Here is a 24,261-nt window from a genome sequence, read left to right on the forward strand (position 1 = left end):
CTATTTGATCTTGCAGCTAAACATTTTTTGCTCTCCAATATACCCTTCCAACAGATCCCCTATTGCCACAGAGCCAACACCAACAGGCGTGCCTGTATAAATCAAATCACCTTTGCGGAGCGTGATAAACTTTGATGTATACACAATCAGTTCTTCATAGGAGAAAATCATATCCTTGGTGTTACCCTGTTGCACCGTTTGTCCATTTTGTTGTAAGGAAAATTCAATCGCATTTACATCCGCCAACTCCTCTTTTTGAATCAAATTGCCAATCACTGCCGAGTGGTCAAAGGCTTTTGCCAATTCCCAGGGAAGACTTTTTGCTTTTAATTCCTGTTGTATATCTCTTGCGGTAAAATCGATTCCCAAACCAATCGCATCGTAATAGGTTGAGGCAAATTTTGGCGTAACATGTTTACCTTCCTTACAGATTCGGAGAACAACTTCGGTTTCGAATTGGATGTTTTGGGAAAATTCGGGGTAATAGAAATCTTTGTTATCCTTTAAGACCGCGGTGTCGGGTTTTAAAAATATGATGGGATTTTCAGGGATGGGATTATCGAGCTCTTTCGCGTGGTCGATGTAATTTCGGCCAATGGCAATTATTTTCATTGTGTAAGTCTTTTAAGGCGATGAAGCTTTCAGATTTCTTGCGCTATATTATGATGGCAACGATTCACCATTTACTTTTTAGTCAGTGATGAATTTATCATACTCACGCCGAATAAATCATGAAGATTTCATGCGTGTCTATTTTTTTTTTAAAATAATATCGAAACATTTCTCAAGAGAACGACGAATTTATGGGCATGTTATGCCCGCTCGGTTGCTTGAAAAAACAAACTTAACAAATGTCCTAAGCTTATCCAAAAATGATCGACAGCAACTGGAGATATCATGCATATAGTCTTATTTATTTATATAGGTTTTACTTAGGGTTTGTTTAGGTTTTAGTTAGGTTTTAGTTAGGTTTAGTTTAGGTATTAGCTAACTAAAACCTAAACTAAACCTAAGCTAATATTAACTTAAATCTAAACTAATGAAAACCTTAATACGAATTATTTGTTGAGCTGGAATTAGAGAAATTATAATTAAACCAAAAAATTTAACAAATGGCAATATTAGAGGATGGTCCCAATGGTGGTTTTCGGGGCAAAGTAGGATCGGTATATGGATATAATCTCAAAGGACAATGGATTATTCGAGGCGCGAGGAGGAAAAGTAATAAACCTCCTACTGAGGCACAGCGTTTACATCGCCAAAAACTAAAATTGGTAGGTGAGTTTTGTGGGGAAAATAAGCCTGTTTTCGATTTCGGTTATCGGTTTAAAAAAGACAAAGAATCTAAATATGGAGCATTTCAACTTGCTCAAAAACATGTTTTCAACGAGGTCGTGTCATTTGATGCTGATAATAATCCGGTTGTGAATTTTGAAAACCTAAAGGTGTTTGCTGGGGAACTACTATCTCCCAAGAATGCAAAGGTAAGTTTCAATGACGGTCGTATAGATTTGGAATGGATGCCAACCCCCGCTTATAATGACAGAATCTATAAGTTGAATCTGGCATTCGTTAGCTTAAAGGATTTGAGTTCAATAAAGTTGGCAATTGCAAATGCGGCCGATGGGAAATGTTCAATGGAGGTACCAATTGAGCTAAACGTGAAAGCAGAGTATCATGTGTATATCGGCTTTTGGAACACATTTCATGATGAAATATCTGATTCTACTTATTGCGGGTTGCTTCGATAGGATTTTTCAACCGACTTGTGTATCTTTAACACTATGAATAAACTACAAGCCGTATTGTTTGATTTGGACGGTACTTTAATTGATTCGGAATATTTCTATTTTAAAAACTGGGCGCCGATCCTAAAACAGGAATTTGATCTGGAGATAACTTATGACGATTGGATTCGTGATTTTGCCGGGCACACCTTGGCGCATAATGTAAAACGTCTGGTCGAAGATTATGGATATGATACGAGCGAAGAACACATGTGGAAAAGGACGCGTGCTGCTTATGCCGATTCGAATATGAGCGATATTGAGTTAATGCCTTTCGCAAAGGATATTTTAGTTTACCTAAAAGAGAATAACATCCGCATAGGCCTGGTAACCTCGAGTTACCGCAGTACGGTGGATACAGTTTTGGGGAAACATGAACTGCTGGATTACTTTGAATTTTTTGTGACAAGGGAATGCGTGGAGTTCCCGAAGCCAAATCCGGAGCCTTATCGTTTGGCGCTGACGAAATTGGGCTTAACGGGAGACTCCTGTGTTGCGATCGAAGATACCATCACGGGGAGTAGATCTGCTTTGGCTGCTGGTTTACAGTTGATTGCTGTAACGAAACAGGAGGTGGAACGTGCTAGACTAACAGATGTTGATAACATTGTGGAAAACTTGCAGGGGGCAAAACGGCTTTTATCCGGCTGGATTAAAGGTTGATCATATAATTTAATCGTTTTAGCATTTGTAATTTTATTCGGATATATGTAATATTACCGAATTGTAAAGGGAACTCAGATTATGAACCGTAGAACCGCAATAAAGCAATTTTTCATTATCGCAGGCGGACTGACTATTTTGTCGTCCTGTCTGAATGATGGTGGTGCATCGATAGTATTGAATAAGCTGAAATTATCAGCAGAGGATGAGCAATTTTTGGGAGATCTTGTGGATGTGCTTATCCCAAAATCGGATACTCCGGGAGGGAAGGATCTAAACCTGCACCTGTTCGTGATCAAGATGGTGGATGACTGTGAATCACCTGAAAATCAAGAGAAATTTGTCTCTGGTTTTAATAAACTAAGAAAACAGCTTAATCTGGCCAATGCTAAGGAAACAGAAAATTCCTTGGCCAACCTGAAAGAAAAAACGGACGAAAAGATCTTTTTTGAGATCTTTAAATCGCGTGCGATCCAAGGTTATATGAATTCAGAATATGTGATGAAGAATAAGGTGATTTACAAGCTTATTCCGGGACCGTACAACGGAGCGGTGAAAATTAATGGATAAATCCAACATGGCGAATCTAAATATTGACAGTGGAAAAAATAGAACCTATGATGCGATAGTGATAGGTTCGGGAATTAGTGGTGGCTGGTCTGCAAAGGAATTGTGTGAGAAGGGGCTAAAGACCTTGGTATTGGAGCGAGGACGCGATGTGCAACATATTAAGGATTATCCGACCACGAATATGATGCCCTGGGAGTTTGAACATCGGAATGAGATGCCTTATAAAGTGAAGGAAGAAAATCCGATTGTCAGCAAATGTTATGCTTTTCATGAAGACGCAGCACATTTCTTTGTAAAAGACAAAGAGCATCCTTATATACAGGAAAAACCTTTTGACTGGATCAGAGGATATCAGGTGGGGGGAAAATCTTTGCTATGGGCGAGACAGACACAACGTTGGTCAGACTTTGACTTTGACGGCCCAGCGCGTGATGGTTTTGCAGTAGATTGGCCTATTCGCTACGCGGATTTAGCTCCTTGGTATGCTTATGTAGAAAAATTTGCAGGTATTGCCGGGGATCATGATGGACTTCCAGAATTACCTGACGGGGAATTCCTGCCAGGTTACCCATTGAATATTGTAGAGAAGTATTTTAAAGAGAAAGTTCAGAAAAAATTTCCGGAACGCAAGGTGATCTCGGCACGCTGTGCACACCTTTCTAAACCCAACCAGATTCATATTGAGCAAGGCCGGGTACAATGCCAAAATCGGGTGCTTTGTCAAAGAGGATGCCCTTTTGGTGGATATTTCAGCTCCAATGCAACGACAATTCCTTGGGCCGCTAAAACTGGAAATATGACCCTTCGTCCACATTCGGTGGTTCATTCTATCTTATATGATGAACAAAAAGGAAAAGCCGTAGGTGTTCGTGTCATCGATACAGATTCCAAGGAGGAAATCGACTTCTATGCAAAATTGATTTTTGTCAATGCAGCTGCGATCAATACTAATCTGATCTTATTGAATTCCAAGTCAAACCGTTTTCCGAATGGTTTGGGAAATGACAGCGGTGTATTGGGAAAATATGTCGCTTTCCATAATTATAGTGCACGTATTTATGCAGAATACGAAGGTCTACTGGATTTTACCGCAGAAGGCAGAAATCCTGCTGGCGGAGGATACATCCCTCGTTTTCGTAACCTCCATAAACAGGAGACAGACTTCTTGCGGGGCTATGCAGCAGGGTTCGGCGCATCCCGAGGCAAAGAATCAGACCGTTCTGGCTTGGGCTTAGGACTTAAAGAGAATCTGTTAAATCCGAAGCTTGGGATCTGGCAGGTGGGTTCGCACATGATGGGCGAGACCATACCAAAAGAGTCGGGTATGGTGTCCCTGGATGGCAGTAAAAAAGATGATTGGGGCATCCCATTGTTAAAGATTGCCGTCGATTATGATGAGAACGATGAAAAAATGAAAAAGGATTACATCGCGGTCATGACGGAGATGTTTACCGATGCTGGTTTTACGAACATCCGTCCGGATACACATTGGCAGGCCCCGGGGTTAGACATCCATGAGATGGGTGGCGCACGTATGGGACATGATCCGAAAACATCCGTCTTGAACAAATGGAATCAGATGCATGCGGTAAAAAATGTATTTGTGACAGATGGTGCCTGTATGACTTCGACATCAACACAAAATCCTTCATTGAGCTATATGGCCTTTTCAGCACGTTCAGTTGATTATGCGGTCAGCGAAATGAAGAAAGGAAACATATAGTTTTAACGGAGAAAGATTTTGCGAATAAATCTTTCTCCGTTTCAATTTAAAGTACTAAATTACAACCTAAACTAAAATTTTAAAACGCAAAAACATAATCAAAACAAGAAAAGAAATAATATAACCAAACGAATAACCAGATTAACATACAATTTTTTTTGTAAGAAAAGCAAAAGCGATTTAGCATTTCTTGCGTATATAAGTGCTTGACAAAATGGGCTATAGCCCATTTTTTGAAGGTAACACGTGTTAAATTGGAAGAATTTATAAGGGAAGGGTTAAAGACCTAAAACCTTTTATTATAATCAATTACAGGGAAAACTAAATTAAACTAAACGTTTTTAGAATCTTTTTGCTAAAACGTTTTTATAAACCAAATCACTATTAATATGAGCACAGTTGACGTAAAATCGTTTGCGCAGCTTGGGAAAAATTCAAAGCTATTTTTCTCATTGGCTGTTATTGCTGGTACTTTTCAACAAGTTAATGCCGCTGTAGCAACTTCATCAAATTACGGGGGCAACCTCCTCGTAAAAGAAGTCCGTAATCTGCAGCAGCAAGTTAAGGGAAAAGTACTGGATGCTGCTGGAAAACCTCTTATAGGAGCATCTGTAGCAGTTAAGGGGACCTCAAATGGTGCCCAATCGGATGCGCAGGGAAATTTCTCTGTGGAAGCTAAATCCGGTGATGTGTTGGTGGTCTCTTCTGTCGGTTATAAATCGAAAGAGGTGACTGTCGCCGGTACTACCATCACCGTGCAATTGGAAGAAGATCAGAGCCAATTGGAAGAAGTCGTTGTTGTCGGTTACGGTACGATGCGCAAATCAGATGTAACCGGTTCCATTGCCATGGTCAAAGGCTCGGATATGATTAAAGACCAGAGTTTTAGTGCTTTGGATGCTTTACGGGGTAAGGCATCAGGGGTAAACATTTTTTCCAACTCCAGTCAGCCGGGTGCTAACGCGAATAGGGTCGTTATCCGTGGTGTTGCGACAATCAACTCCTCTTCAAACCCGCTATATGTGGTGGATGGTGTTGTGATGGAAGATTTTAATTTGCTGAACCCAAATGATATCGAAAACATTGAGGTTTTAAAAGATGCTTCTTCTGCAGCGATTTATGGTGCGCGGGGTGCAAATGGTGTGATTTTGGTAACCACAAAACGTGGTAACAAAGATGGGTCTAGAACAATCAGTTACCAGGGATCGGCAGGCGTAAGTTCTGCGCAACGCTATATGGATCTACTGAATGCACAGGAATGGGTAGATGCCTTTATGATCGGTCTTGAAAATGAAAATAAATATCAAAGTGAAGTACTGAAAAGCAAGAATGATAAATGGAAACCATGGTCATTGAATAAAAAGGATTGGTTCAATGATAAAAATTATTTTGATGCCAATGGTAATCCTTTATATGATACAGATTGGCAGCGCGAAGCAACACGGACGGCTATTTCACATAATCACCAATTAAATGTACAGCAAGGTGATGAAAAGTCATCCGTCGGCGCATTTTTGAATTATACGGATCAACAGGGAATCATGAACAATACCTGGAATAAACGGATAAATGCAAAAATGGCCTATGACGCAAAACCAACATCCTGGCTCTCTACGGCAATAAATTTAACAGTGAACCACACTTGGGGGCGCTATACACCAGAAGACGGTGGTGGACAAGAGGCTCGCCGTACGATGATCGAGATGATTCCTTGGTATCCGGTTTATGATAAGAATGGTCTTTACACGAATTCAGCTTCATCTACCGTAGCTGAACAGCTGAGTTTTGAAGGGATGGCAAATCCGGTTTCCATTCTGGATTTGCAAAAACGCTTGCGTTATAATACGCAGATTTTTGGAAATGCGGCATTGACATTTCATCTGGCCGATGGGTTGGACCTGAAAACACAATTAGGGATTGATCACCATAGGAAAGATTATAAGGGATACTCTTCAAAGCTCTTGAATAATATTTCCAGACCGAATGGATGGGCGGAACGCACGCATACAAATACCTTGTATTGGCAGGAAGAGACGTATTTGACCTATAATAAGCAATTCGATAAACACCGAATCAATGCGATGGCGGGTTTGTCTTGGCAAAAGAAGACGTATGACTTTGATAAAATGCGGACGGAAGGCCTTCCGGATGATTTCTATGAGTATAATAGAATGAATTTAGGTGTTACGCCAGCTACGCCCGAATCTTTTTACAATGATTGGGCGATGAATTCGTACTTCTTGAGGGCAGCCTATTCCTATGACAATCGTTATTCTGCCACAGTAACCAGTCGTTATGATGGTTCATCCAAATTTGGTAGGAACAATAAATATGCATTTTTTCCGTCATTAGGACTCGCCTGGAATGTTTCCAATGAGGAGTTTTTAAAGGGTAATCAGACCATTAGTAACCTGAAATTACATACCAGCTATGGATTGACCGGTAACTCTGAAATTGATCCTTATAGGTCGTTGGCGATCGTAGATGCGGGAACAATCTTATTGAATAATGGACGGGCTCCCTGGTCTTATGTCAGCACGATTGAAAATGAAGATCTAAAGTGGGAAAAAACAGCACAATTTGATGTTGGGGTGGAGTTGGGCTTACTTCAAAATCGCCTAAATTTCGATGTTTCTTATTATCGTCGAAAAACAACAGACCTCCTGTTGGAGACTCCGCTACCAAGAGCGACCGGTTTTAAATCCGTCATGAAAAATATCGGTTCCGTTCAAAATCAAGGCTTGGATATGATGATTACTGGTACGATTGTGACCAATGAGAATTTTGAATGGAAAGCATCACTGAACGCCAACTATAACAAAAATAAAGTATTGACTTTAGGTGAGAACAATGCCGATATTCTAAAGAACGATTGGGTTGGTGGGGCGAATAGTGTGATCCGTGTTGGCGAAAACTTAAATAGCTTCTACGGTTATAGAAGGTTGGGCGTGTACACGCAAGCAGACGTGGATGCGGGTAATGCGCAAGTAAAAGACATCGGACGGGCAAAACGTACGACAGAAAAAGAAATTATCGGAAAAGGTCTGCCAGATTGGACCGGTAGTTTTGTAAATAACTTACGTTATAAAAATTTCGACTTTACGTTGGATCTCCAGTTTGTGAAAGGTGTAGATGTCATGCAACAGTTCTTCCACTCAACTTACGATCGTTTTGGCATCACCAATGGTCTGAAGGAAATTTTGACCGATGCGTATAATGGATCGAATCCGAATACGATGCAGCAAGCGATCTATTTGACCAATGGGGGGCATGCTGGCCAGGATACCAACGTGGACGATTCTTGGGTTGCGGACGGTTCTTATGTGCGCGTAAATTTGATCCAATTTGGCTATACATTTAATGCGGATGTATTAAAGCGGATGGGCTTGTCCAGACTACGGATCTATGCGAATGCGAATAATCCATTTTTATTTACGTCAAAAGATTTTAAAGGTTATGACCCCGAAAGTACTTCTCAGTATGATCCAGAAATGACTTCTCAATTTACTGCTCAAGGGAATGGAAAATTTGGACAAAACATGACCTTTTTCTCCTATCCTAGAGCGAAAACATTCTCTTTGGGTGTTAATGTTACATTTTAATGCTTAGAATTTAAAAAGATGAAGACTAAATTATTTTTGTTGTTATTGGCCGGAATGGCGTTAACAACATCCTGTAATAAATTTTTAGAAGAAAATCCTCGCTCAAACCTGTCATTAATAAGTTATTATGAGAATGAAGGACAGGCTGAAGCAACTGTAAATGCGCTTTACCGTCGGGGTTCACCATTACGTTATTCTACAACGGGTTCTTATTTGGGATCTACCGCTTCCATTAATACCATTCTGACCGGGTATTTTACGAATAGTTATGAAGGGCAGGAGCGTGTCACCTTGTTTGCCCGTGAATTGACTCGGCAGCAAAATGCCAACGTGATATCTCCAACCATGAATACCATCTGGGATGAGGCTTATGAGGCCATCAATATTGCCAATGCTGGTGTAAAATATATCCCGCAAATAAGCATGGTCAATGAGACTAAGAAAAATACATTATTGGCTGAGGCGAAATTCTTTAGAGCCTACAACTACTTTTATCTTGTCAAAACATTTGGCGCACTCCCTTTATATACACTCCCAAATGAGAAACTTACTGATCCACTTTATCTGGAACGTACCGATGCTGCAAAAGTCTATGAATTGATTGAGGCGGACCTAAAAAGTGCCGTAGAAATATTGCCGGCCAAGACATTTGCAGACAATGGTCATCGCATTACAAAATATGTAGCAGCAATGCTTTTGGCTGATGTTTATTTGCAGCAAGGTAAATTTGCTGATGCGGCAACAGCAGCCAAAATTGTGGTGAATTCACCGCATAAGATGACCCAAAATATTGACCTTGAACAGAATAGTGCGTATAACTTGCTGCGTAAAACCGATGACTTGGATGAAGTCATTTATGCGCAAGAATTTGATGACCTTGTTACTAATAGCGGAGCAAGGACCGCCACCGCTTTTAGTTCGTCAGCAGTTTCGGTGTTTACCACTTATTCTATATTTGAGCGAGTTTTTGGCCCAACCAAACAATTTTTGAATGTATATGATAAAAAAGACCTGAGGATCAAACCCAATCAGTTCTACCACTGGTCGTATACTAATCCGATTAATGGTAAAAAATGGACATCAGAGGATGCCGGGATATGGTATTATGTGGATGAGCAAGCTTTGCTGACAACAGGAAGAGGTACAAAAGACTGGAATTTTTATCGTTATCCGGAAGCATTGTTAACTGCCGCTGAAAGTATCGCTAAATCTACGGGCGTAAGTGCAGAAGCAGCGGGTTATCTGGCGCAGGTAAAAGCTCGTGCGAATACAGAGGGAAAATCTGTTGCTGCTTTCACGGCAGAACTACAAGGATTGTCAGCAGAAAATTTTGTCAAAGAGTGCTGGAAAGAACGTCTTCGTGAATTTCCTTTGGAGTACAAAATGTGGGATGATATTGTACGGACAAAAATGTTCCCTGTGATCTCTACAACCGAAGCAGGAAAAGTGGACTTTGTTCCATTAATCGGAGCGAAGAATGCATCTGGAGCCATATTTAAAGAATCCGATTTATTATGGCCAATTTCTCCTGATGAAATTCAGCGTAATAATAAACTGACCCAGAATCCGGGGTATCAATAGGAATGACTAATACGAGATAAAGGGTATATAACATACCTTTTATCTTACTTTCATAGAAAAAAGCTTTTGAGTTTTTAAATATTCATTGAAATATTTAAAAACTCTTTTTTTATGGCAATAAGCTTATTGCTTAACAGAATTTCATGGACTAAATAAAGGAAAGGATAGATAGTTATTTTAATTCTAATTCAAAATTATTTTTGATTTAGAATTAAAATAACTATCTTAAATCCCGAATCATACTTAGACTAAATAATAAACCAAAAAAGAAAATCACAACGTATATTCCCAAAAAGCTTCCATTTCTTTATTTTACTAGCAAAACCGTTTTTGCTTGTTTAGGATAGCGATTTTGAATCACGTGCCGATACTCAATTAATATTTAGCACATGGATTTCCGATTGGCGCTTGTGTTTTATAACACAAGAACCTTCGATTTCGGTCATCATATTATGAATAAAACACTAATAAAAAATAACTGTTTTGCTACTTAGCTAAATCGTTTTATATGCCAAATCACTATTATAAATATATGAGCAAAATTGATTTAAAAACAGCTGTGCGATTGAAGGGAAAATCTAAATTATTTTTCTCTTTGATCGTCATCGCGGGAACCATGCAACAGGTGCAAGCTGTCACTTCTTCTCACATTATGTTAGAGAACCCTTTTCTCAAGGTGTCGAAAAAAAACCAACAGCAAATTAGAGGAAAAGTACTGGATACCGCTGGAAAGCCAATTTCGGGGGTTAACATCGCCGTAAAAGGAACTTCAAAAGGTACGCAGTCTGATGCGTCGGGTAACTTCTCTTTAGATGCTAAAGCTGGAGATGTATTGGTCATTTCTTCCATTGGCTACAAAGCTAAGGAGGTTGCTGTTTCTGGAACTACCATTTCTATTCAGTTAGAAGAGGATCAAAGCCAATTGGACGAAGTCGTTGTCGTTGGTTATGGGACGCAAAAAATGAAAGAAGTAACGTCCTCCGTTGCGCACGTAAGCGCAGACCAATTTCGCCAAAGTGGAGCAAGAAACCCATTGGACCTAATACAAGGTAAGGTTGCAGGCCTTCAGGTTTCCAGAAGTGGATCGAATCCTAATTCAGGAGTAGCCACGCAATTACGGGGTGCTATTTCTGTTACCGGTAATGCGAGTCCGCTCTTTGTCATTGATGGAATACCTGGTGGTAATCCCGATCTCCTACAACAAGATGATATAGAATCAATTGACGTGTTAAAAGATGGATCTGGTGCAGCCATTTATGGAACAAGTGCCAACGCTGGCGTCATTCTGATTACAACAAAAAGAGGGAAGCCTGGTAAATCTACATTCAACTATTCCAGTTATTTTAGAAAAGATTTTGTCTATAACAGACCAGATTTTTTGACTGCGCAAGAGTATAGAGATAAGATAGCTTCAGGTGAGCTGAAGCAAACTGATTTTGGTCATTCCACGGATTTTTTTGATGATTTGATTAATAAAGATAATTTTTCGCAAAATCATAATCTTTCACTGTCTGGAGGTAATGAATCAACTACCTATCGTGGTAGTGTCAATTTTCGAAATTTGGAAGGTATTGCAAAGGAAAATTCACGAAAGGAATATACCGTAAGAACGAGTATAAACCAGAAGGGCTTTAACGATCGATTGAATTTTCTACTCAATATCGCTACCAATACGAACAATGCAAATATGTTAGGCGGCGGAGGCTGGGAAAGTGAGGCTACCAAAAATCCAACGCTTTCAAATTATAACGAGGATGGATCTTATCGCTATGACCGGACCAGTACAAACGAATTCGCACGATTATTTACCGAAACAAGTTATCGGAAACAACAAACTTCTTCACTCGATGGAAAAGCAGATCTGAATATAATTGAGGGACTAAAGGCCAGTGTTTTTGGATCGGTACAACGTAATTCCTATACAGATGGTGCATATCGAGCGCTCAATAGTGAAGCATCTCTTGAGGATGAAGATTACCCGGGTGGTGGATATGCTTCCAAATCCAATCTGTTGAATGAAAAATATGCATTTGAACCGACACTTCAATATAATACGAAAGTTGCCGAAAAACATGCAATCACAGCATTGGCCGGATATAGTTATCGTTATGAGAAAGACGAGGGACAAAGTGCAGACAATAGGGGATTTATAAACGATCGTTTTCATGAGGATAATATGTCGGAAGGGCAAGCCTTACGAGATGGTCGGGCCAATCTTGACAGTTATAAAAATGATAATACATTGATTGCTTTTTTTGGAAGGGTAAATTATGCCTACGCTGACAAATATATGGCTCAATTTATTCTAAGACGTGAAGGTTCATCTAAGTTTGGTGCGAACAACAAATGGGGAAGCTTTCCTGCAGTGTCGGTGGGCTGGAATATCAGCAATGAAGACTTTATGAAAGATGTTGATTTTATAAATAATTTGAAATTGCGCGCAGGTTATGGCGAAACGGGAAATACGGGTTTTGCTAATAATGCCTCTCGACTGACCTTAGGCGGAGGAGGTAAGTATTTGTACCCAGATGAAGTTTATCGGGAAACCTATGGTCCGGACCGTAATCCTAATCCAAACTTAAGGTGGGAAACGAAAAAGGAAACAAATATTGGTGTTGATTTTACCATGTTTAGCAATAAACTTTCGGGATCAATTGATGTTTTCCAACGGAAAACAGTAGATTTATTAGATACTTACACTACCCCTCAACCACCTTACATAAGAGATAATATCTATTCCAACGTAGGGACACTTTCTTCAAAAGGTATTGAATTGGCACTCAGCTACCGTGCCATAGACCGAGAAAATTTTAAATGGAATATGGATTTTACGGCAAGTACCTTAAAAAATGTGTTGGATAGTTATTCGAATGATATTTTTACGGTAAGATATAAGGAGTTCGGAGATATAGGTGGCGCGGGAGCATTAGGGAACGCATTTACGACCTTTGAGGGACATCGCATCGGGGAGTTTTTTGGTAAGCGGTTTGCCGGATTTGATGATGATGGAAAATGGCTGTTCTATAATAGAAATGGCGAAGCTGTACATAATGATGCGATTAATATTTCACGCGATGATCTAAATTCCTCTGATTTAACGGTCATAGGAAATGCGGTGCCCAAATACTATTTTTCTTGGACAAATAACTTTTCCTATAAGAATTTTGATTTGAGAGTTTTTATGCGCGGTAAATTCGATTATGACATCTTAAATACAACAGCACTTTCTTATGGGAATAAGGTATGGTCAGAGAATCTTTTGAGAGACGCTTTTACCAAGTATAAAGATATCAATGATACCTATATGTATTCTGATTATTATCTAGAAAGCGGTAGTCACTTAAAAATTGATGAAGTTACTTTGGGGTATCGATTTAAACTGAAGAATAATACTTGGATTAATAATCTACGTGTTTATCTGACTGCTCAAAATTTGGCAACAATAACGGGATATTCTGGCAATGATCCAGATCTGATATTGGATACGGGCTTAGGTAATGAAATTAATGGACAGCGTCTCGGTATCGATAGTAGAGGACCTTATCCCAATACGAGATCGTTTTTGTTTGGTGTAAATTTTGGTTTTTAATGAATAATATTATGAAAAATATTTTTAGAGTTTTACTTATTGTATGTGTGATCAACGTATCAAGTTGTACAAACTTAGATGAAAACGCTTATGATGTTATTGTGGCGAGCGATTTTTATAAAAATAAAAATGAAGTAATTTCTGCTGTATTGCGACCGTATACGCATGCAAATGCGTGGATATCTCCCTCAGGACAGGATGGATGGTGGCGGCCAGCAGAGTTATCTGCAGATCAATTGGCCTGGCCGACCAAAGGAAGGCACGGGGAAGATAATGGAAAATGGAAAAGGTTACATTATCATACTTGGACAGTGGATGAAGGAGGATTAAATCAAGCTTGGGTATTAATGTATTGGGGGGTTGGTCTATGTAACAGTCCTATTGATATTCTTGAAAAATCTGATGTCGCTCAGATGGGAATAACAGATACTGAGAAAAATGAATTTATTGCTGAACTTAAACTTCTTCGTGCACTGCACTATTTAAAATTAATGGATCTATTCGGAAATATACCGATAACGACCAAAGCTCCGAGTACAGCGGAAGAACCACTCCCAGAACCATCTTCTACAAAAGAGGTATTTGAATTTATCGAAAAGGAAATTTTAGAGAATATTGACTTAGCTCCTAAATTATCGAGAGCGATGTTGGGGCGGGTGTCACAGGCGACAGGTTATGCTATGCTCGTTGAACTATATTTGAACGCTGAAAGATGGTCTGGTCAACCGAGGTGGGACGATTGTATTGCAGCAGCGGATAAATTGATATCGGGTGCTGGAGGAGGTTTGAATGGTGCTATGGCATTGGATCCAAATTTAACAGATTCCTATGTGCCGACGAATGACATGTCGAAGGAAACTATTTTTTCAATTGCCTATGATTATAAAATAGCAGATTTTGCAACTGGGTTTCCTGGTGAATTCTATCATTTTGTACAAAGCGAGATCTATGGAGGAGGAAGAACTGGCAATAACGGTATTGTGTTAATTCCGGGTGTTTTTGATCAATATAACGAAAAAGATTTGCGGAAAAAAGAATGGTTTTTAAGCGGGCCGATGGTTAAGTTTGTGGACGGTAAAATTGTGCAAGGATCTGAGGAATATAAGGGTGAACAGCTGGTTTTTGTTGATTATATTCGGCGGGCTAAGACCGGAGGTACATCTTCTACAATGAGTGACGGTGAAGAAAATAGTGGAATCCGATTTAATAAATATAAACTTGGTAATTCTGTCGTTGGAAATGTCAATGGTGTTAAAATACCTGTTGACGAAAATTACAATAATACGGACTGGAATGTGTATCGTCTGAGCTGGATTTATTTTGCAAAAGCCGAGGCGCTCATGCGAAAAAATGGGGGAGTTGCTTCACAAGAAGCTGTGGATTTGATTAATAGTTGCAAAAAGAGAGCCTTTTCTGATGCAGACTGGAGTGAAGCAAAGTATACCACAAGCACATTGACACTTGACGAGCTTTTGGCAGAGCGAGGACGTGAATTTATTTTTGAAGGGTTTAGAAGAAGGGATTTAATTCGTTTTGGTAAATTCCACACAGCAACTTGGTGGGATCACAAGCCAACAACTGAAACAAAGACAGTATTTCCTATACCTCAACAACAAATATCGATGAACCCTAATTTAAAGCAAAATCCGGGTTATTAGGATTCAGATAAGATGACAGGTCGAGAAATTGGCCTGGTATTAATCAAAAATATTACTTTAAAAAGCCGCTATGAATTTTTTCTAGCGGCTTTTTATGCGTCTTAAATTTAATGTAACATGTTGGTTAGATATATTAAATAATGTTTACTTAACATAATGATTAGAATAAAGTTTCTATTTTTGATTTTATGAAGTCTTTGAAATTATAACAATTATGAAAATTAGAAATTTATTATTGCCTTTCCTTTTGATAGGTCTATCTAGCTCGGGTGTGATGGCACAAAGTAAAAAAATCAAACATGTGATTTTAGTGGGATTCGATGGATTCGGTGCTTATGCCTTGCCCAAAGCTGAAATGCCGAATCTCAAAAAGATGATGCAGGAGGGAACTTATAGTACCCATGTGCGTACCGTTTTACCTTCGTCAAGTGCGGTGAACTGGGCGTCCATGTTGATGGGGGCTGGGCCGACAACACATGGTTATACCGAATGGGATAGTAAGACGCCTGAAATCCCTTCAACTGTGAAAACTGAAAATGGAATGTTTCCTTCTTTGTTTAATGCGGTGGCACAGAAGAATCCCAAAGCACAATTTGCTGTGGTTCACAGCTGGCCGGGAATAGGATATCTGATTGACAATAAAGTCGTGCAAAAGATTATTAATACCAAGGATGACGACGAGGCTGCATTGAATACGACTGTGGATATTATCAAAAAAGAGAAACCGACGATTACTTTTGTGCATTTCGATCAACCCGATGGTGTTGGTCATAATATAGGCCACGGTACACCTGAATATTATGCCGAACTAAAGCAAGTGGATCGACGAATCGGAGCATTACAGCAGGCTATAAAGGATGCAGGCATTGCAGATGAAACTATCTTTGCTGTCGCTGCGGATCATGGTGGTACGGGTAAAGGGCATGGTGGTAAATCCTTGGCAGAAGTTGAGATTCCTTGGGTTATGACTGGTCCGGGAGTACCCAAAGGTAAAGAGATCAAAGGGACAGTGATGATTTATGATATCGCACCTACATTGACCTGGCTACTTGGCGCACCGCTTGATGCTGCTTGGCGCGGGCAGGCAATTAAAGCTTTTCAGCAATAATAGAATACGTTTACGCTAATAAAAAAATCCTCAGAAGTTTTAACTTCTGAGGATTTTTTTATTAGATCTATTGATAATCGTTATATATCTACGACTACATCCATTTTGAAGTCATCATCTTTTAGATGGACAATCTCTGTCGCTTTTTCGTAGTTTGTCGATTTCTTGGAGAAGAAATCGTGTTGTGTCGTTTCTGTATTCAAGCCATTCAATACAATCGGGTTGACTTGTTTTACTTCAAAGATCGGATCAAAACCTAAGTTCATCAATGCTTTGTTTGCATTGTAACGAACATATTCTTTCACCTCAGCAGTCAAACCTACTTCAGTATAGATCTCTTCGGTATATTTCAGCTCATTTTCATATAGGTTATAAAGTAAAGCCAAGAAACGTGCTTTCACCTGATCTTGATTCTTTAATTTTTTGAATTGATCTTGTGCCATCAATCCTACGAACACACCGTGAATAGATTCGTCAGCGATGATTTTCTTAATAATATCGGCAGAAGCAACCATTTCACCTTGACCACATAACCACAATGGCAGGAAGAATCCAGAATAGAACAAGAAAGATTCTAACAATACGGAAGCGGCCATAGCCATGTAAATCTCCTCATCGGAAGCATCCTCCTTGTCGATAGCACGGTAATAACCATCGATCATTTGTGCTTTGTATTGCAGGTATTTATTTTGTTGAACCCACTCGAAGATATCATTGATTTCAGCTGTCGTTGAAACCGTTGTGAAAATAGTGGAATAGGATTTCGCGTGAATAGCTTCCATCATACACATATAGGACAATACAGCTTTATTTTGTAAAGTATCTATGTGGTCGATAATTTTTGGCATACCCGTATGACTCTGCAAGGTATCTAACAGGGTCAAACCACCTAATGCTTTTTTATAGGCATCTTTCATTTCTGGGCTGATACGTTTCCAACTATCGATATCTTTTGATGGAATGTATTCGGTGTCAATCCAGAATTGACGGATATTTTGTTCCCAGAACATCAATACATAATCGTTCTCGGGAGTATTCCAATTGACAGCTTTATATGTTTTACTCATTTTTATTTTAAAGTATTAGGCATTTATTATCATGTATTTGAATTTCTGATTTGTTGATTAAGCCAAAAGTTGCCGATAAATTGGCAACTTTTGACCTATTCACATTATATATCCAAATACTAAAATCTCAAGATTAGGCTGAACAAGAGACACATTCGTCAATGGTCGATTTTCTTGTTCGTGTGTAATAAAGGGATTTCAATCCCAATTTATGTGCATAGATATAATATCTAGACAAATCTCTTGTGGAGTCTTTCGAATTGGTATGCAAGATTGTAGATACCCCTTGGTCGATATGACGTTGGATGACCGAAATCAATTTCAATACTTTGAACTGATCCATATCATATGCCGATTTGAAGTAGAAATAATTATCGTTTGTCAAATATGGCATTGGGTAGTAGGTCGTGCTATCACCGTATTCACGCACTTCAATAATATCCACAATTGGCATGACAGACGCTGTCGCATTCATGATATAGGAAGTAGATTGATTTGGAGCAATCGCCAAACGGTACGCATGGTATATACCATGTTCTTTGATTTTTGCTTTTAATTCTAACCAATCTTCGACTGTTGGAATGTGTATACCCTCAAATAATTCAGTTACCTTAGCTGTCTTTGGAAGGTAATCACGATTCACGTAATTATTGAAATAAGTGCCATCTGCATAGGCTGATTTCTCAAATCCAACAAATGTTTTTCCGCGTTCTTTGGCAATTTCCATGGATGCCTCCAATGAATAGTAGTTCATCATCATGAAGAACGTATTGGCGAAATCCAAGGCTTCATTAGATTCGTACATGATAAAGCTTTTCGCAAGGTAGCCATGTAGGTTCATCGCACCAAGTCCTACAGAATGCAATTCACGGTTTGCTTTTGCAATCGAAGGGACCATATCGATGTTGGTGACATCAGTGACTACCGTTAGCGCACGCATCGCTGTTTTTACTGTTTCTTTAATGCGTTTGTTGTCCATCACCGTAGCGATATTCAACGAACCAAGGTTACAGGAGATACCATAGCGGATTGTATCTTGTTTGCCATAGATCTCGATATCGGATACTTGTGATACCTGCATGATCTCTGTACACAGGTTCGAGAATTTCACCTGACCAATTTCATTCAAAGCGTGTACACGGTTGGTGTTTTCTTTGAAGAAGATATAAGGGTAACCGGATTCTTTTTGCGTTTGTGCAATCTTAACTAACAGGTGGCGTGCGTTGATTTTTTTCTTTTTGACATTTGGATTGGTGATCAACTCATCGTACATCTTGTCCATATCCATTTCATCCAAGAATTGTCCATACTCTTGCATCACCGTATGTGGATAGATTAAATAGCAAGGTTCATCTTTCTCCGCTAGTTCCATGAACTTGTCCGGAACGATGATACCGATTGAAAGGGATTTGATACGTACTTTTTCATCCACATTGATTTTTTTACAATCAAGGAACTCTTCAATATCCGAGTGGAAAATATTCAAGTATACAGCTCCAGCACCCGGGCGTTGTCCCAATTGGTTCGCATAGGAGAAGGTATCTTCCATAATTTTCATGATCGGAAGTACACCGCCTGCGCGACCTTCAACACCTTTGATAGCCTCGCCACGTGCACGAATTTTGGAGATATTGAATGAAACCCCGCCACCGATAGAGGATAATTTCATGGCTGAATCAACCGCGTAACCAATACCGTTCAGGTTGTCTCCAATTTCATCCAAGAAACAAGATACCAATTCCCCGGAGCGTTTTTTACCCGCATTCAGGAATGTTGGTGTAGCAGGTTGGTATTCTTGGTTGATCATGATCTCAGCGTATTCTATCGCTTTTTTTACACCTTCTTCTCGTGCTAAGAATAGGGATACCGCGACAACGCGGTCTTCATAGCGCTCCAGGAATTTTTCACCGGAGTCGTCGCGAAGCGCATAGCTCTGGAAAAATTTAAAGGCTGCCATAAAGGATTCGAAACGGAATTTCTTAGCATACACATAATTGAATACTTCTTCCATTTCTTCAAATGTAAACCATTGGTAAAAGTCAATATAATAGTTGTTCTCTACCAAATAGTCTATTTTTTCTTTCAATGTATAAAAGAACACAGTGTTCTTATTTACATATTCCAGGAAATATGCGCGAACAGCTTCCTTATCTTTATGTAAGCTGAACTCGTCATCATGCTTAATCATGATTTCATTATTAAGCAATATCCAGTTTTTTGCTACTTCGTTTGCTACCATCGCAAAAGTTCTTTAAGATGTCAATAAATTGGTTTATATCTTCCATTGTTCCGGACAGTTCAAATTTGAATGCCAGTGGAATGTCGAAATCCTGTGAAATACGATCAGCCGCCAAACCGAAATTTGGACCCCAGTTGCGGTTGCCACTGGAGGTTACGGAATAGATATTTTTAGCTTCTCGTTTCATGAATTCTTTTGTGTTTTCGGGCACCTGTCCAAAATTCGTGGTAAATGTGACCAAATGGCCAGGATGATTTACCTGAAGGTCAGCGCTGATTTTATGGATCTGCCAGCCAGTGATCTGTGCGACTTTGTCCATAAAACGCTGTACGTTACCCGTTCTGGAATCGTAATAAATGTGTATCATGTTGTCGTGTTTGTTTTAATGATACCCTCGATTTATTAAAGTGCAATGGCGGCCAATTCTTCTGGTTTAAAGCCAATGATACGGTGTTGAATTTCTTCATCTTCCAATACGATTACCGTTGGAACCGTACGGATTTTGAATTTTGCGGCCAAGTCAGGTTCATCAAAAGGATTAACTGTTTCATATTGGATACCTTTTTGATCCAAATAAGCCGATACTTGCGCACAAGGAGCACAATCGTTTTTCTCAAATTTGATAATTCTTGCCATGTTTGTATGTTTATTTTTTTAATCCAATCTTCGTAGAAAAAGAAAGGTCGTTACTTCGTTGAATTGCCAATTCTTTCATTAGCTTAACAAATATCACATATTTTCTTGCGAAGCGCTAGTTTGACTTTTCCACATTTTGGGCAAAAGTTTGTCACAGGATGCGTTTACTGCTTGTTGATGTTATTAAGTATTTGATATACTGGTGTATATGAATGTGGATAACTTTAAATTATGAAATTTTTCCTGTTTTTTATGAAACAATCTAAGTTTAATTTTAGTGTCATAAAACGGCTACAATACTTGATTTTTTTTCATAAATTTATTACTTTTTATTGCCCTAATTTGCAAAATAAATTTATGAAGAAGCTATACTATGGTCTCTTGCTATTATTGTCTCTAAAAACACAAGCGCAAGAGAATATTACCTTTCAAAAACCCACTTCCGAAATTTTGGCCCTGGCCGATTTTATCCGTCCGCCTCAAATAAAAATGTCAAGTGACAATAAATGGCTGTTATTCACTTATCGGTCGACCTATAAGAGCCTGGAGGAGCTGGGGCAGGAAGAAATGAAATTGGCCGGATTACGGATCAATCCACGCACAAATATGGAAAGTTCGACAGTCTTTTACAATAAGATCGGTTTGAAGAAAATCGGACAGCAGGTAGAAGATACAGATTTTGTTGGCATGCCGAATACTCCCTCCTTGTCCAATTTTGTATTCTCCCCGGACAATAGCCGTTTGGCATTTACCAATACAAACGACAATGGAACGGCTTTGTTTGTACTGGATTTGACAACGAAAACAGTAAAACAATTGACCGCCTATAATTTAAATGCGACGTTGGATGCACCTTTTCAATGGCTAGGTAATTCGAAGAGATTAATCATTACGGCGTTGCCAAAAGAAAAAAAACCATTGTTGGATCCCTCCAAAGATCTGCCCACTGGACCGGTTGTATCAACAAGTGACGGGAAGGTATCACAATTGAGAACCTATCAGGATCTCTTGAAAAACCCACAGGACGAACAGAATTTTGAAACACTGGTACAGTCTAATTTACAGTTTGTGGATCTGGACGGAACAATTTCCAATTTTAAAGACAAGGATATTTACACGGGGATTACCTTTTCACCTAACGGTGCCTATTTGATGGTAACCACAATAGCCAAGCCTTATTCGTATGTGGTGCCAGCCTCACGTTTCCCGCAACAGACACGGATCTATGATTTATCCGGAAAAGAGATTGCTCTGGTCAATGAGGTACCTTTAACGGAGGTCATGCCCAAAGGATTTTCTTCTACACGTCCTGGCCGACGCGCCTTGCAGTGGCGGGACGATCAGCCGGCAACCTTAGCTTATGTTGAAGCTTTGGATGGTGGGGATGCCAACAAAGCAGCAGAATTTCGCGATGCTCTTTATACCTTGGATTACCCTTATACCGGTGCGGGAAAGCTGATCTTCAAAACCAAAGACCGGTACGCGGGCGTTGTGTGGGGCAATGATAAGTATGCCTTGGTCCATTCGCAATGGTACGATACACGTAATACCAAGACTTTTGTTGTCAATCCTTCGACCGGTGAATCCAAATTGTTGCATGACAGAAATAGTCAGGATGTCTATAACGATCCGGGGACAGTATATCAGCAAAAAAATGCGCTCGGAAACTACAGTATGTATATCGATAAAGACAAAGCCTTATTTGTCGGAAAAGGCTTTACCAAGGAAGGTGAGTTTCCTTTTGTTGAAGAATTGGACCTACAAACATTAAAGAAAAAACGATTGTATACGGCCGCCGCATCTGAGTTGCAGGAACGGATCGGAGAGATTATAAATCCAAAAACGGGCGAGTTACTGATCTCACTTCAATCCGCATCAGTCTATCCGAATTATTACCTGAAAAATATAAAATCAGGTAAACAGGTTGCATTGACAACATTAGAAAACCCATTTAAATCGCTTGAAAAAGTTCATAAAGAAATCTTAAACTATAAACGTAAAGATGGTGTGGAGCTTTCGGGGACATTATATCTACCAACTGGCTATGACCTGAGTAAAAAGGAGAAATTACCCCTGTTGATGTGGGCGTATCCGAGGGAATATAAGGATAAAAATACGGCAGGGCAAAGTACGGCAAACCCAAAGGAATTTACCTTCCCAAGTTATGGATCATTTATTTATTGGGTATCCAAAGGCTATGCTGTACTGGATAATGCGGCCTTCCCGATTGTTGGTGAAGGAAAGAAAGAACCTAATGACAGCTTTATCGAACAGTTGGTCGCCAATGCTGAGGCAGCAATTAATGCGGTAGATAAACTGGGCTATATCGACCGTAAAAGGGTTGCGGTGGGTGGACATTCGTATGGGGCCTTTATGACGGCGCATTTATTGTCTAATTCAAAACTATTCGCAGCAGGAATCGCGCGTTCAGGAGCTTACAACCGCACCTTGACGCCATTTGGTTTCCAAAGTGAGCAACGTAACTTTTGGGATGATCCAAAGTTGTATATGACCATGTCGCCATTTGTCAGTGCAGACCGGATGAAGACACCTTTATTGCTTGTCCATGGCGGGGCCGATAATAACCCGGGAACATTTACCCTCCAGACAGAACGTTATTTTCAGGCCTTAAAGAATTTGGGGGCACCTGTACGCATGGTGATTTTGCCGCGGGAGGCCCACGGCTATGTAGCGAAGGAGAATATCTTTCACCTCCTATGGGAGCAGGATCAATTCCTGGAAAAATACTTAAAGAACTAATTGTCGTATAGAATGAAAAAATAGGCTGCATTTTAGACAGCCTATTTTTTTTTTGACTATCCTTAAGAAGAATAAGGTCCCATCAGGTACTTTTTGATTATACAAAATGATGATAGTTCGTTTTGCTGTGTTGAAGGGTGGTCAACATCTGAGTGGCAAGGATACAGCAGCTCAATTTCGCGTATTGTCGCTGAAATGTTTCTTAACAAGAAAGAGGCATTGATTATGCGTATAATTTTAATTAAGTTTGGGTAATTTACCAAAGGGAAAAAAGAACTGATTATGAGACCTGATATATTTCGAGAAAAATCACCTTTGTCCGCTGATGATTGCTTTGTGGTGTTTGACAGACGAAAATCTTCTTTCACTTTTCCGGTACATATCCATCCCGAATACGAACTCAATTATGTGGAAGGCGCTTCTGGTGCACAACGTATCATTGGTAATTCTATGGAAACGATCGGTGAACAGGATCTGGTATTGATTGCAAGTCCTGAGCTTGAACATGCCTGGAAGGACGGCGAATGCCAATCGAGCGATATTCATGAAATCACGATACAGTTTCATCCTTCCCTCATCGAACAATACCTGGATAAAAAGCAATTTGCAAGTATACAACAACTTTTGTCAAAAGCATCTCGCGGTGTTGTATTTGGAAAAGATACTGTCGATCGCGTGCTTCCTTTGCTCCGTATATTGACATTAGAGCGCGATGGCTTCTATTCGGTGATGAAGCTGCTTGTCTTGCTCTATGAACTTTCAAAGGGCGAGGATATCCGTGTATTATCCACCGCAACAAATACTGTTTTGAGCAACAGCGAACTACTTATGGGACGTCTGCAGGAATATGTCGTTGCGAATATCAACAAGGAATTGAGCCTGCCTATGGTTGCAGCGATTATGAACATGAGCAAATCGACTTTCTCTCGCTTTTTGAAATCGGCTACAACATTGAATTTTACGGACTACTTACTCGACTTTCGGATCAATACGGCTGTAAGGCTGTTAAAGGAGGAAACTCCGATTGCGGATATTGTTGAGCAGTGTGGGTTTAATAGCGTTTCTTATTTCTACCGTGTATTCAAGAAGAAAAAAGGGATAACACCTATTGAATACAGAAATAGCCTACGGAAACAGCAGATGATTATCTAGTGACCTAGCCGCAACCTACTCCTATACGCAGATCCTGAGCACATTTTGTCATCCCCATGACAATACTGAATACCGTTAATAGCCTGATAGGGACCATATAGTCTAACAGACAATAGCATCGCTTTG

16 protein-coding genes are annotated in these 24,261 nt (G+C 39.7%); 11 read left to right on the forward strand and 5 right to left on the reverse strand.

Annotated features, from left to right (window positions below):
* On the reverse strand, positions 1–612 hold the full coding sequence (locus HMAT_RS15545; protein WP_104383763.1) for a fumarylacetoacetate hydrolase family protein: 612 nt from the start codon (positions 610–612) through the stop codon (positions 1–3).
* A 500-nt stretch (positions 613–1,112) separates the two neighbouring features.
* On the opposite strand from HMAT_RS15545, the gene HMAT_RS15550 reads away from it, so the two are divergent.
* The 9 genes from HMAT_RS15550 (at position 1,113) to HMAT_RS15590 (ending at position 16,281) form a co-directional block, all read left to right on the forward strand.
* Positions 1,113–1,751, forward strand: coding sequence for a DUF6266 family protein (locus HMAT_RS15550; RefSeq protein WP_104383764.1), 639 nt, complete (start codon positions 1,113–1,115; stop codon positions 1,749–1,751).
* A 33-nt stretch (positions 1,752–1,784) separates the two neighbouring features.
* Positions 1,785–2,450, forward strand: a complete 666-nt coding sequence (locus HMAT_RS15555; RefSeq protein ID WP_104383765.1) for an HAD family phosphatase — start codon at positions 1,785–1,787, stop codon at positions 2,448–2,450.
* An 81-nt stretch (positions 2,451–2,531) separates the two neighbouring features.
* The gene (locus HMAT_RS15560) at positions 2,532–3,020 is read left to right on the forward strand and encodes a gluconate 2-dehydrogenase subunit 3 family protein (RefSeq protein WP_104383766.1); all 489 of its coding nucleotides are present in this window, start codon (positions 2,532–2,534) and stop codon (positions 3,018–3,020) included.
* Positions 3,021–3,027: 7 nt separating this feature from the next.
* The gene (locus tag HMAT_RS15565; protein ID WP_104384025.1) at positions 3,028–4,743 is read left to right on the forward strand and encodes a GMC oxidoreductase; all 1,716 of its coding nucleotides are present in this window, start codon (positions 3,028–3,030) and stop codon (positions 4,741–4,743) included.
* 389 nt (positions 4,744–5,132) lie between these two features.
* Positions 5,133–8,345: a TonB-dependent receptor gene (locus HMAT_RS15570; RefSeq protein ID WP_104383767.1), complete on the forward strand. Its 3,213-nt coding sequence runs from the start codon at positions 5,133–5,135 to the stop codon at positions 8,343–8,345.
* An 18-nt stretch (positions 8,346–8,363) separates the two neighbouring features.
* A complete protein-coding gene (locus tag HMAT_RS15575) occupies positions 8,364–9,926 on the forward strand; it encodes a RagB/SusD family nutrient uptake outer membrane protein (RefSeq protein WP_104383768.1) in 1,563 nt (520 codons plus the stop codon).
* Between the two features lie 532 nt (positions 9,927–10,458).
* Positions 10,459–13,515, forward strand: coding sequence for a SusC/RagA family TonB-linked outer membrane protein (locus HMAT_RS15580; protein ID WP_233789364.1), 3,057 nt, complete (start codon positions 10,459–10,461; stop codon positions 13,513–13,515).
* An 11-nt stretch (positions 13,516–13,526) separates the two neighbouring features.
* Positions 13,527–15,173, forward strand: a complete 1,647-nt coding sequence (locus HMAT_RS15585; protein WP_104384027.1) for a RagB/SusD family nutrient uptake outer membrane protein — start codon at positions 13,527–13,529, stop codon at positions 15,171–15,173.
* Positions 15,174–15,387: 214 nt separating this feature from the next.
* On the forward strand, positions 15,388–16,281 hold the full coding sequence (locus HMAT_RS15590) for an alkaline phosphatase (RefSeq protein ID WP_104383769.1): 894 nt from the start codon (positions 15,388–15,390) through the stop codon (positions 16,279–16,281).
* Positions 16,282–16,361: 80 nt separating this feature from the next.
* Here the strand turns inward: HMAT_RS15590 and nrdF are convergent, their stop codons facing one another.
* The 4 genes from nrdF to HMAT_RS15610 form a co-directional block, all read right to left on the reverse strand.
* Entirely contained in the window at positions 16,362–17,348 is a 987-nt protein-coding gene (nrdF, locus tag HMAT_RS15595; RefSeq protein WP_104383770.1) for a class 1b ribonucleoside-diphosphate reductase subunit beta, read from the reverse strand.
* A 133-nt stretch (positions 17,349–17,481) separates the two neighbouring features.
* Entirely contained in the window at positions 17,482–19,587 is a 2,106-nt protein-coding gene (nrdE, locus tag HMAT_RS15600; RefSeq protein ID WP_104383771.1) for a class 1b ribonucleoside-diphosphate reductase subunit alpha, read from the reverse strand.
* Positions 19,547–19,954 (reverse strand): class Ib ribonucleoside-diphosphate reductase assembly flavoprotein NrdI, encoded by a 408-nt coding sequence (nrdI, locus tag HMAT_RS15605; protein ID WP_104383772.1) that lies wholly within the window; start codon positions 19,952–19,954, stop codon positions 19,547–19,549. Before nrdI ends, nrdE begins: the two co-directional genes overlap by 41 nt.
* Before the next feature lie 35 nt (positions 19,955–19,989).
* Positions 19,990–20,223, reverse strand: coding sequence for a co-chaperone YbbN (locus tag HMAT_RS15610; RefSeq protein WP_077437059.1), 234 nt, complete (start codon positions 20,221–20,223; stop codon positions 19,990–19,992).
* A gap of 357 nt (positions 20,224–20,580) precedes the next feature.
* Here HMAT_RS15610 and HMAT_RS15615 point away from each other — a divergent pair, with 357 nt between their 5' ends.
* Positions 20,581–22,983 carry a prolyl oligopeptidase family serine peptidase gene (locus HMAT_RS15615; RefSeq protein WP_104384028.1) on the forward strand — a complete coding sequence of 801 codons (2,403 nt, stop codon included), beginning with the start codon at positions 20,581–20,583 and terminating at the stop codon, positions 22,981–22,983.
* A gap of 282 nt (positions 22,984–23,265) precedes the next feature.
* Positions 23,266–24,135, forward strand: coding sequence for an AraC family transcriptional regulator (locus tag HMAT_RS15620; protein WP_104383773.1), 870 nt, complete (start codon positions 23,266–23,268; stop codon positions 24,133–24,135).
* Positions 24,136–24,261: the final 126 nt, after the last annotated feature.

This window comes from Sphingobacterium sp. HMA12 (assembly GCF_002933815.1).
In the GTDB taxonomy this organism is placed as follows: domain Bacteria; phylum Bacteroidota; class Bacteroidia; order Sphingobacteriales; family Sphingobacteriaceae; genus Sphingobacterium.

Coding starts and splice junctions, on each gene's coding strand:
- HMAT_RS15610 (WP_077437059.1), bottom strand. CDS start 20,223: ATGGCAAGAATTATCAAATTTGAGAAAAACGATTGTGCTCCTTGTGCG.
- HMAT_RS15585 (WP_104384027.1), top strand. CDS start 13,527: ATGAAAAATATTTTTAGAGTTTTACTTATTGTATGTGTGATCAACGTA.
- HMAT_RS15565 (WP_104384025.1), top strand. CDS start 3,028: ATGGCGAATCTAAATATTGACAGTGGAAAAAATAGAACCTATGATGCG.
- HMAT_RS15560 (WP_104383766.1), top strand. CDS start 2,532: ATGAACCGTAGAACCGCAATAAAGCAATTTTTCATTATCGCAGGCGGA.
- HMAT_RS15570 (WP_104383767.1), top strand. CDS start 5,133: ATGAGCACAGTTGACGTAAAATCGTTTGCGCAGCTTGGGAAAAATTCA.
- HMAT_RS15580 (WP_233789364.1), top strand. CDS start 10,459: ATGAGCAAAATTGATTTAAAAACAGCTGTGCGATTGAAGGGAAAATCT.
- HMAT_RS15545 (WP_104383763.1), bottom strand. CDS start 612: ATGAAAATAATTGCCATTGGCCGAAATTACATCGACCACGCGAAAGAG.
- HMAT_RS15555 (WP_104383765.1), top strand. CDS start 1,785: ATGAATAAACTACAAGCCGTATTGTTTGATTTGGACGGTACTTTAATT.
- HMAT_RS15590 (WP_104383769.1), top strand. CDS start 15,388: ATGAAAATTAGAAATTTATTATTGCCTTTCCTTTTGATAGGTCTATCT.
- nrdI (WP_104383772.1), bottom strand. CDS start 19,954: ATGATACACATTTATTACGATTCCAGAACGGGTAACGTACAGCGTTTT.
- HMAT_RS15550 (WP_104383764.1), top strand. CDS start 1,113: ATGGCAATATTAGAGGATGGTCCCAATGGTGGTTTTCGGGGCAAAGTA.
- HMAT_RS15620 (WP_104383773.1), top strand. CDS start 23,266: ATGAGACCTGATATATTTCGAGAAAAATCACCTTTGTCCGCTGATGAT.
- HMAT_RS15575 (WP_104383768.1), top strand. CDS start 8,364: ATGAAGACTAAATTATTTTTGTTGTTATTGGCCGGAATGGCGTTAACA.
- HMAT_RS15615 (WP_104384028.1), top strand. CDS start 20,581: ATGAAGAAGCTATACTATGGTCTCTTGCTATTATTGTCTCTAAAAACA.
- nrdE (WP_104383771.1), bottom strand. CDS start 19,587: ATGGTAGCAAACGAAGTAGCAAAAAACTGGATATTGCTTAATAATGAA.
- nrdF (WP_104383770.1), bottom strand. CDS start 17,348: ATGAGTAAAACATATAAAGCTGTCAATTGGAATACTCCCGAGAACGAT.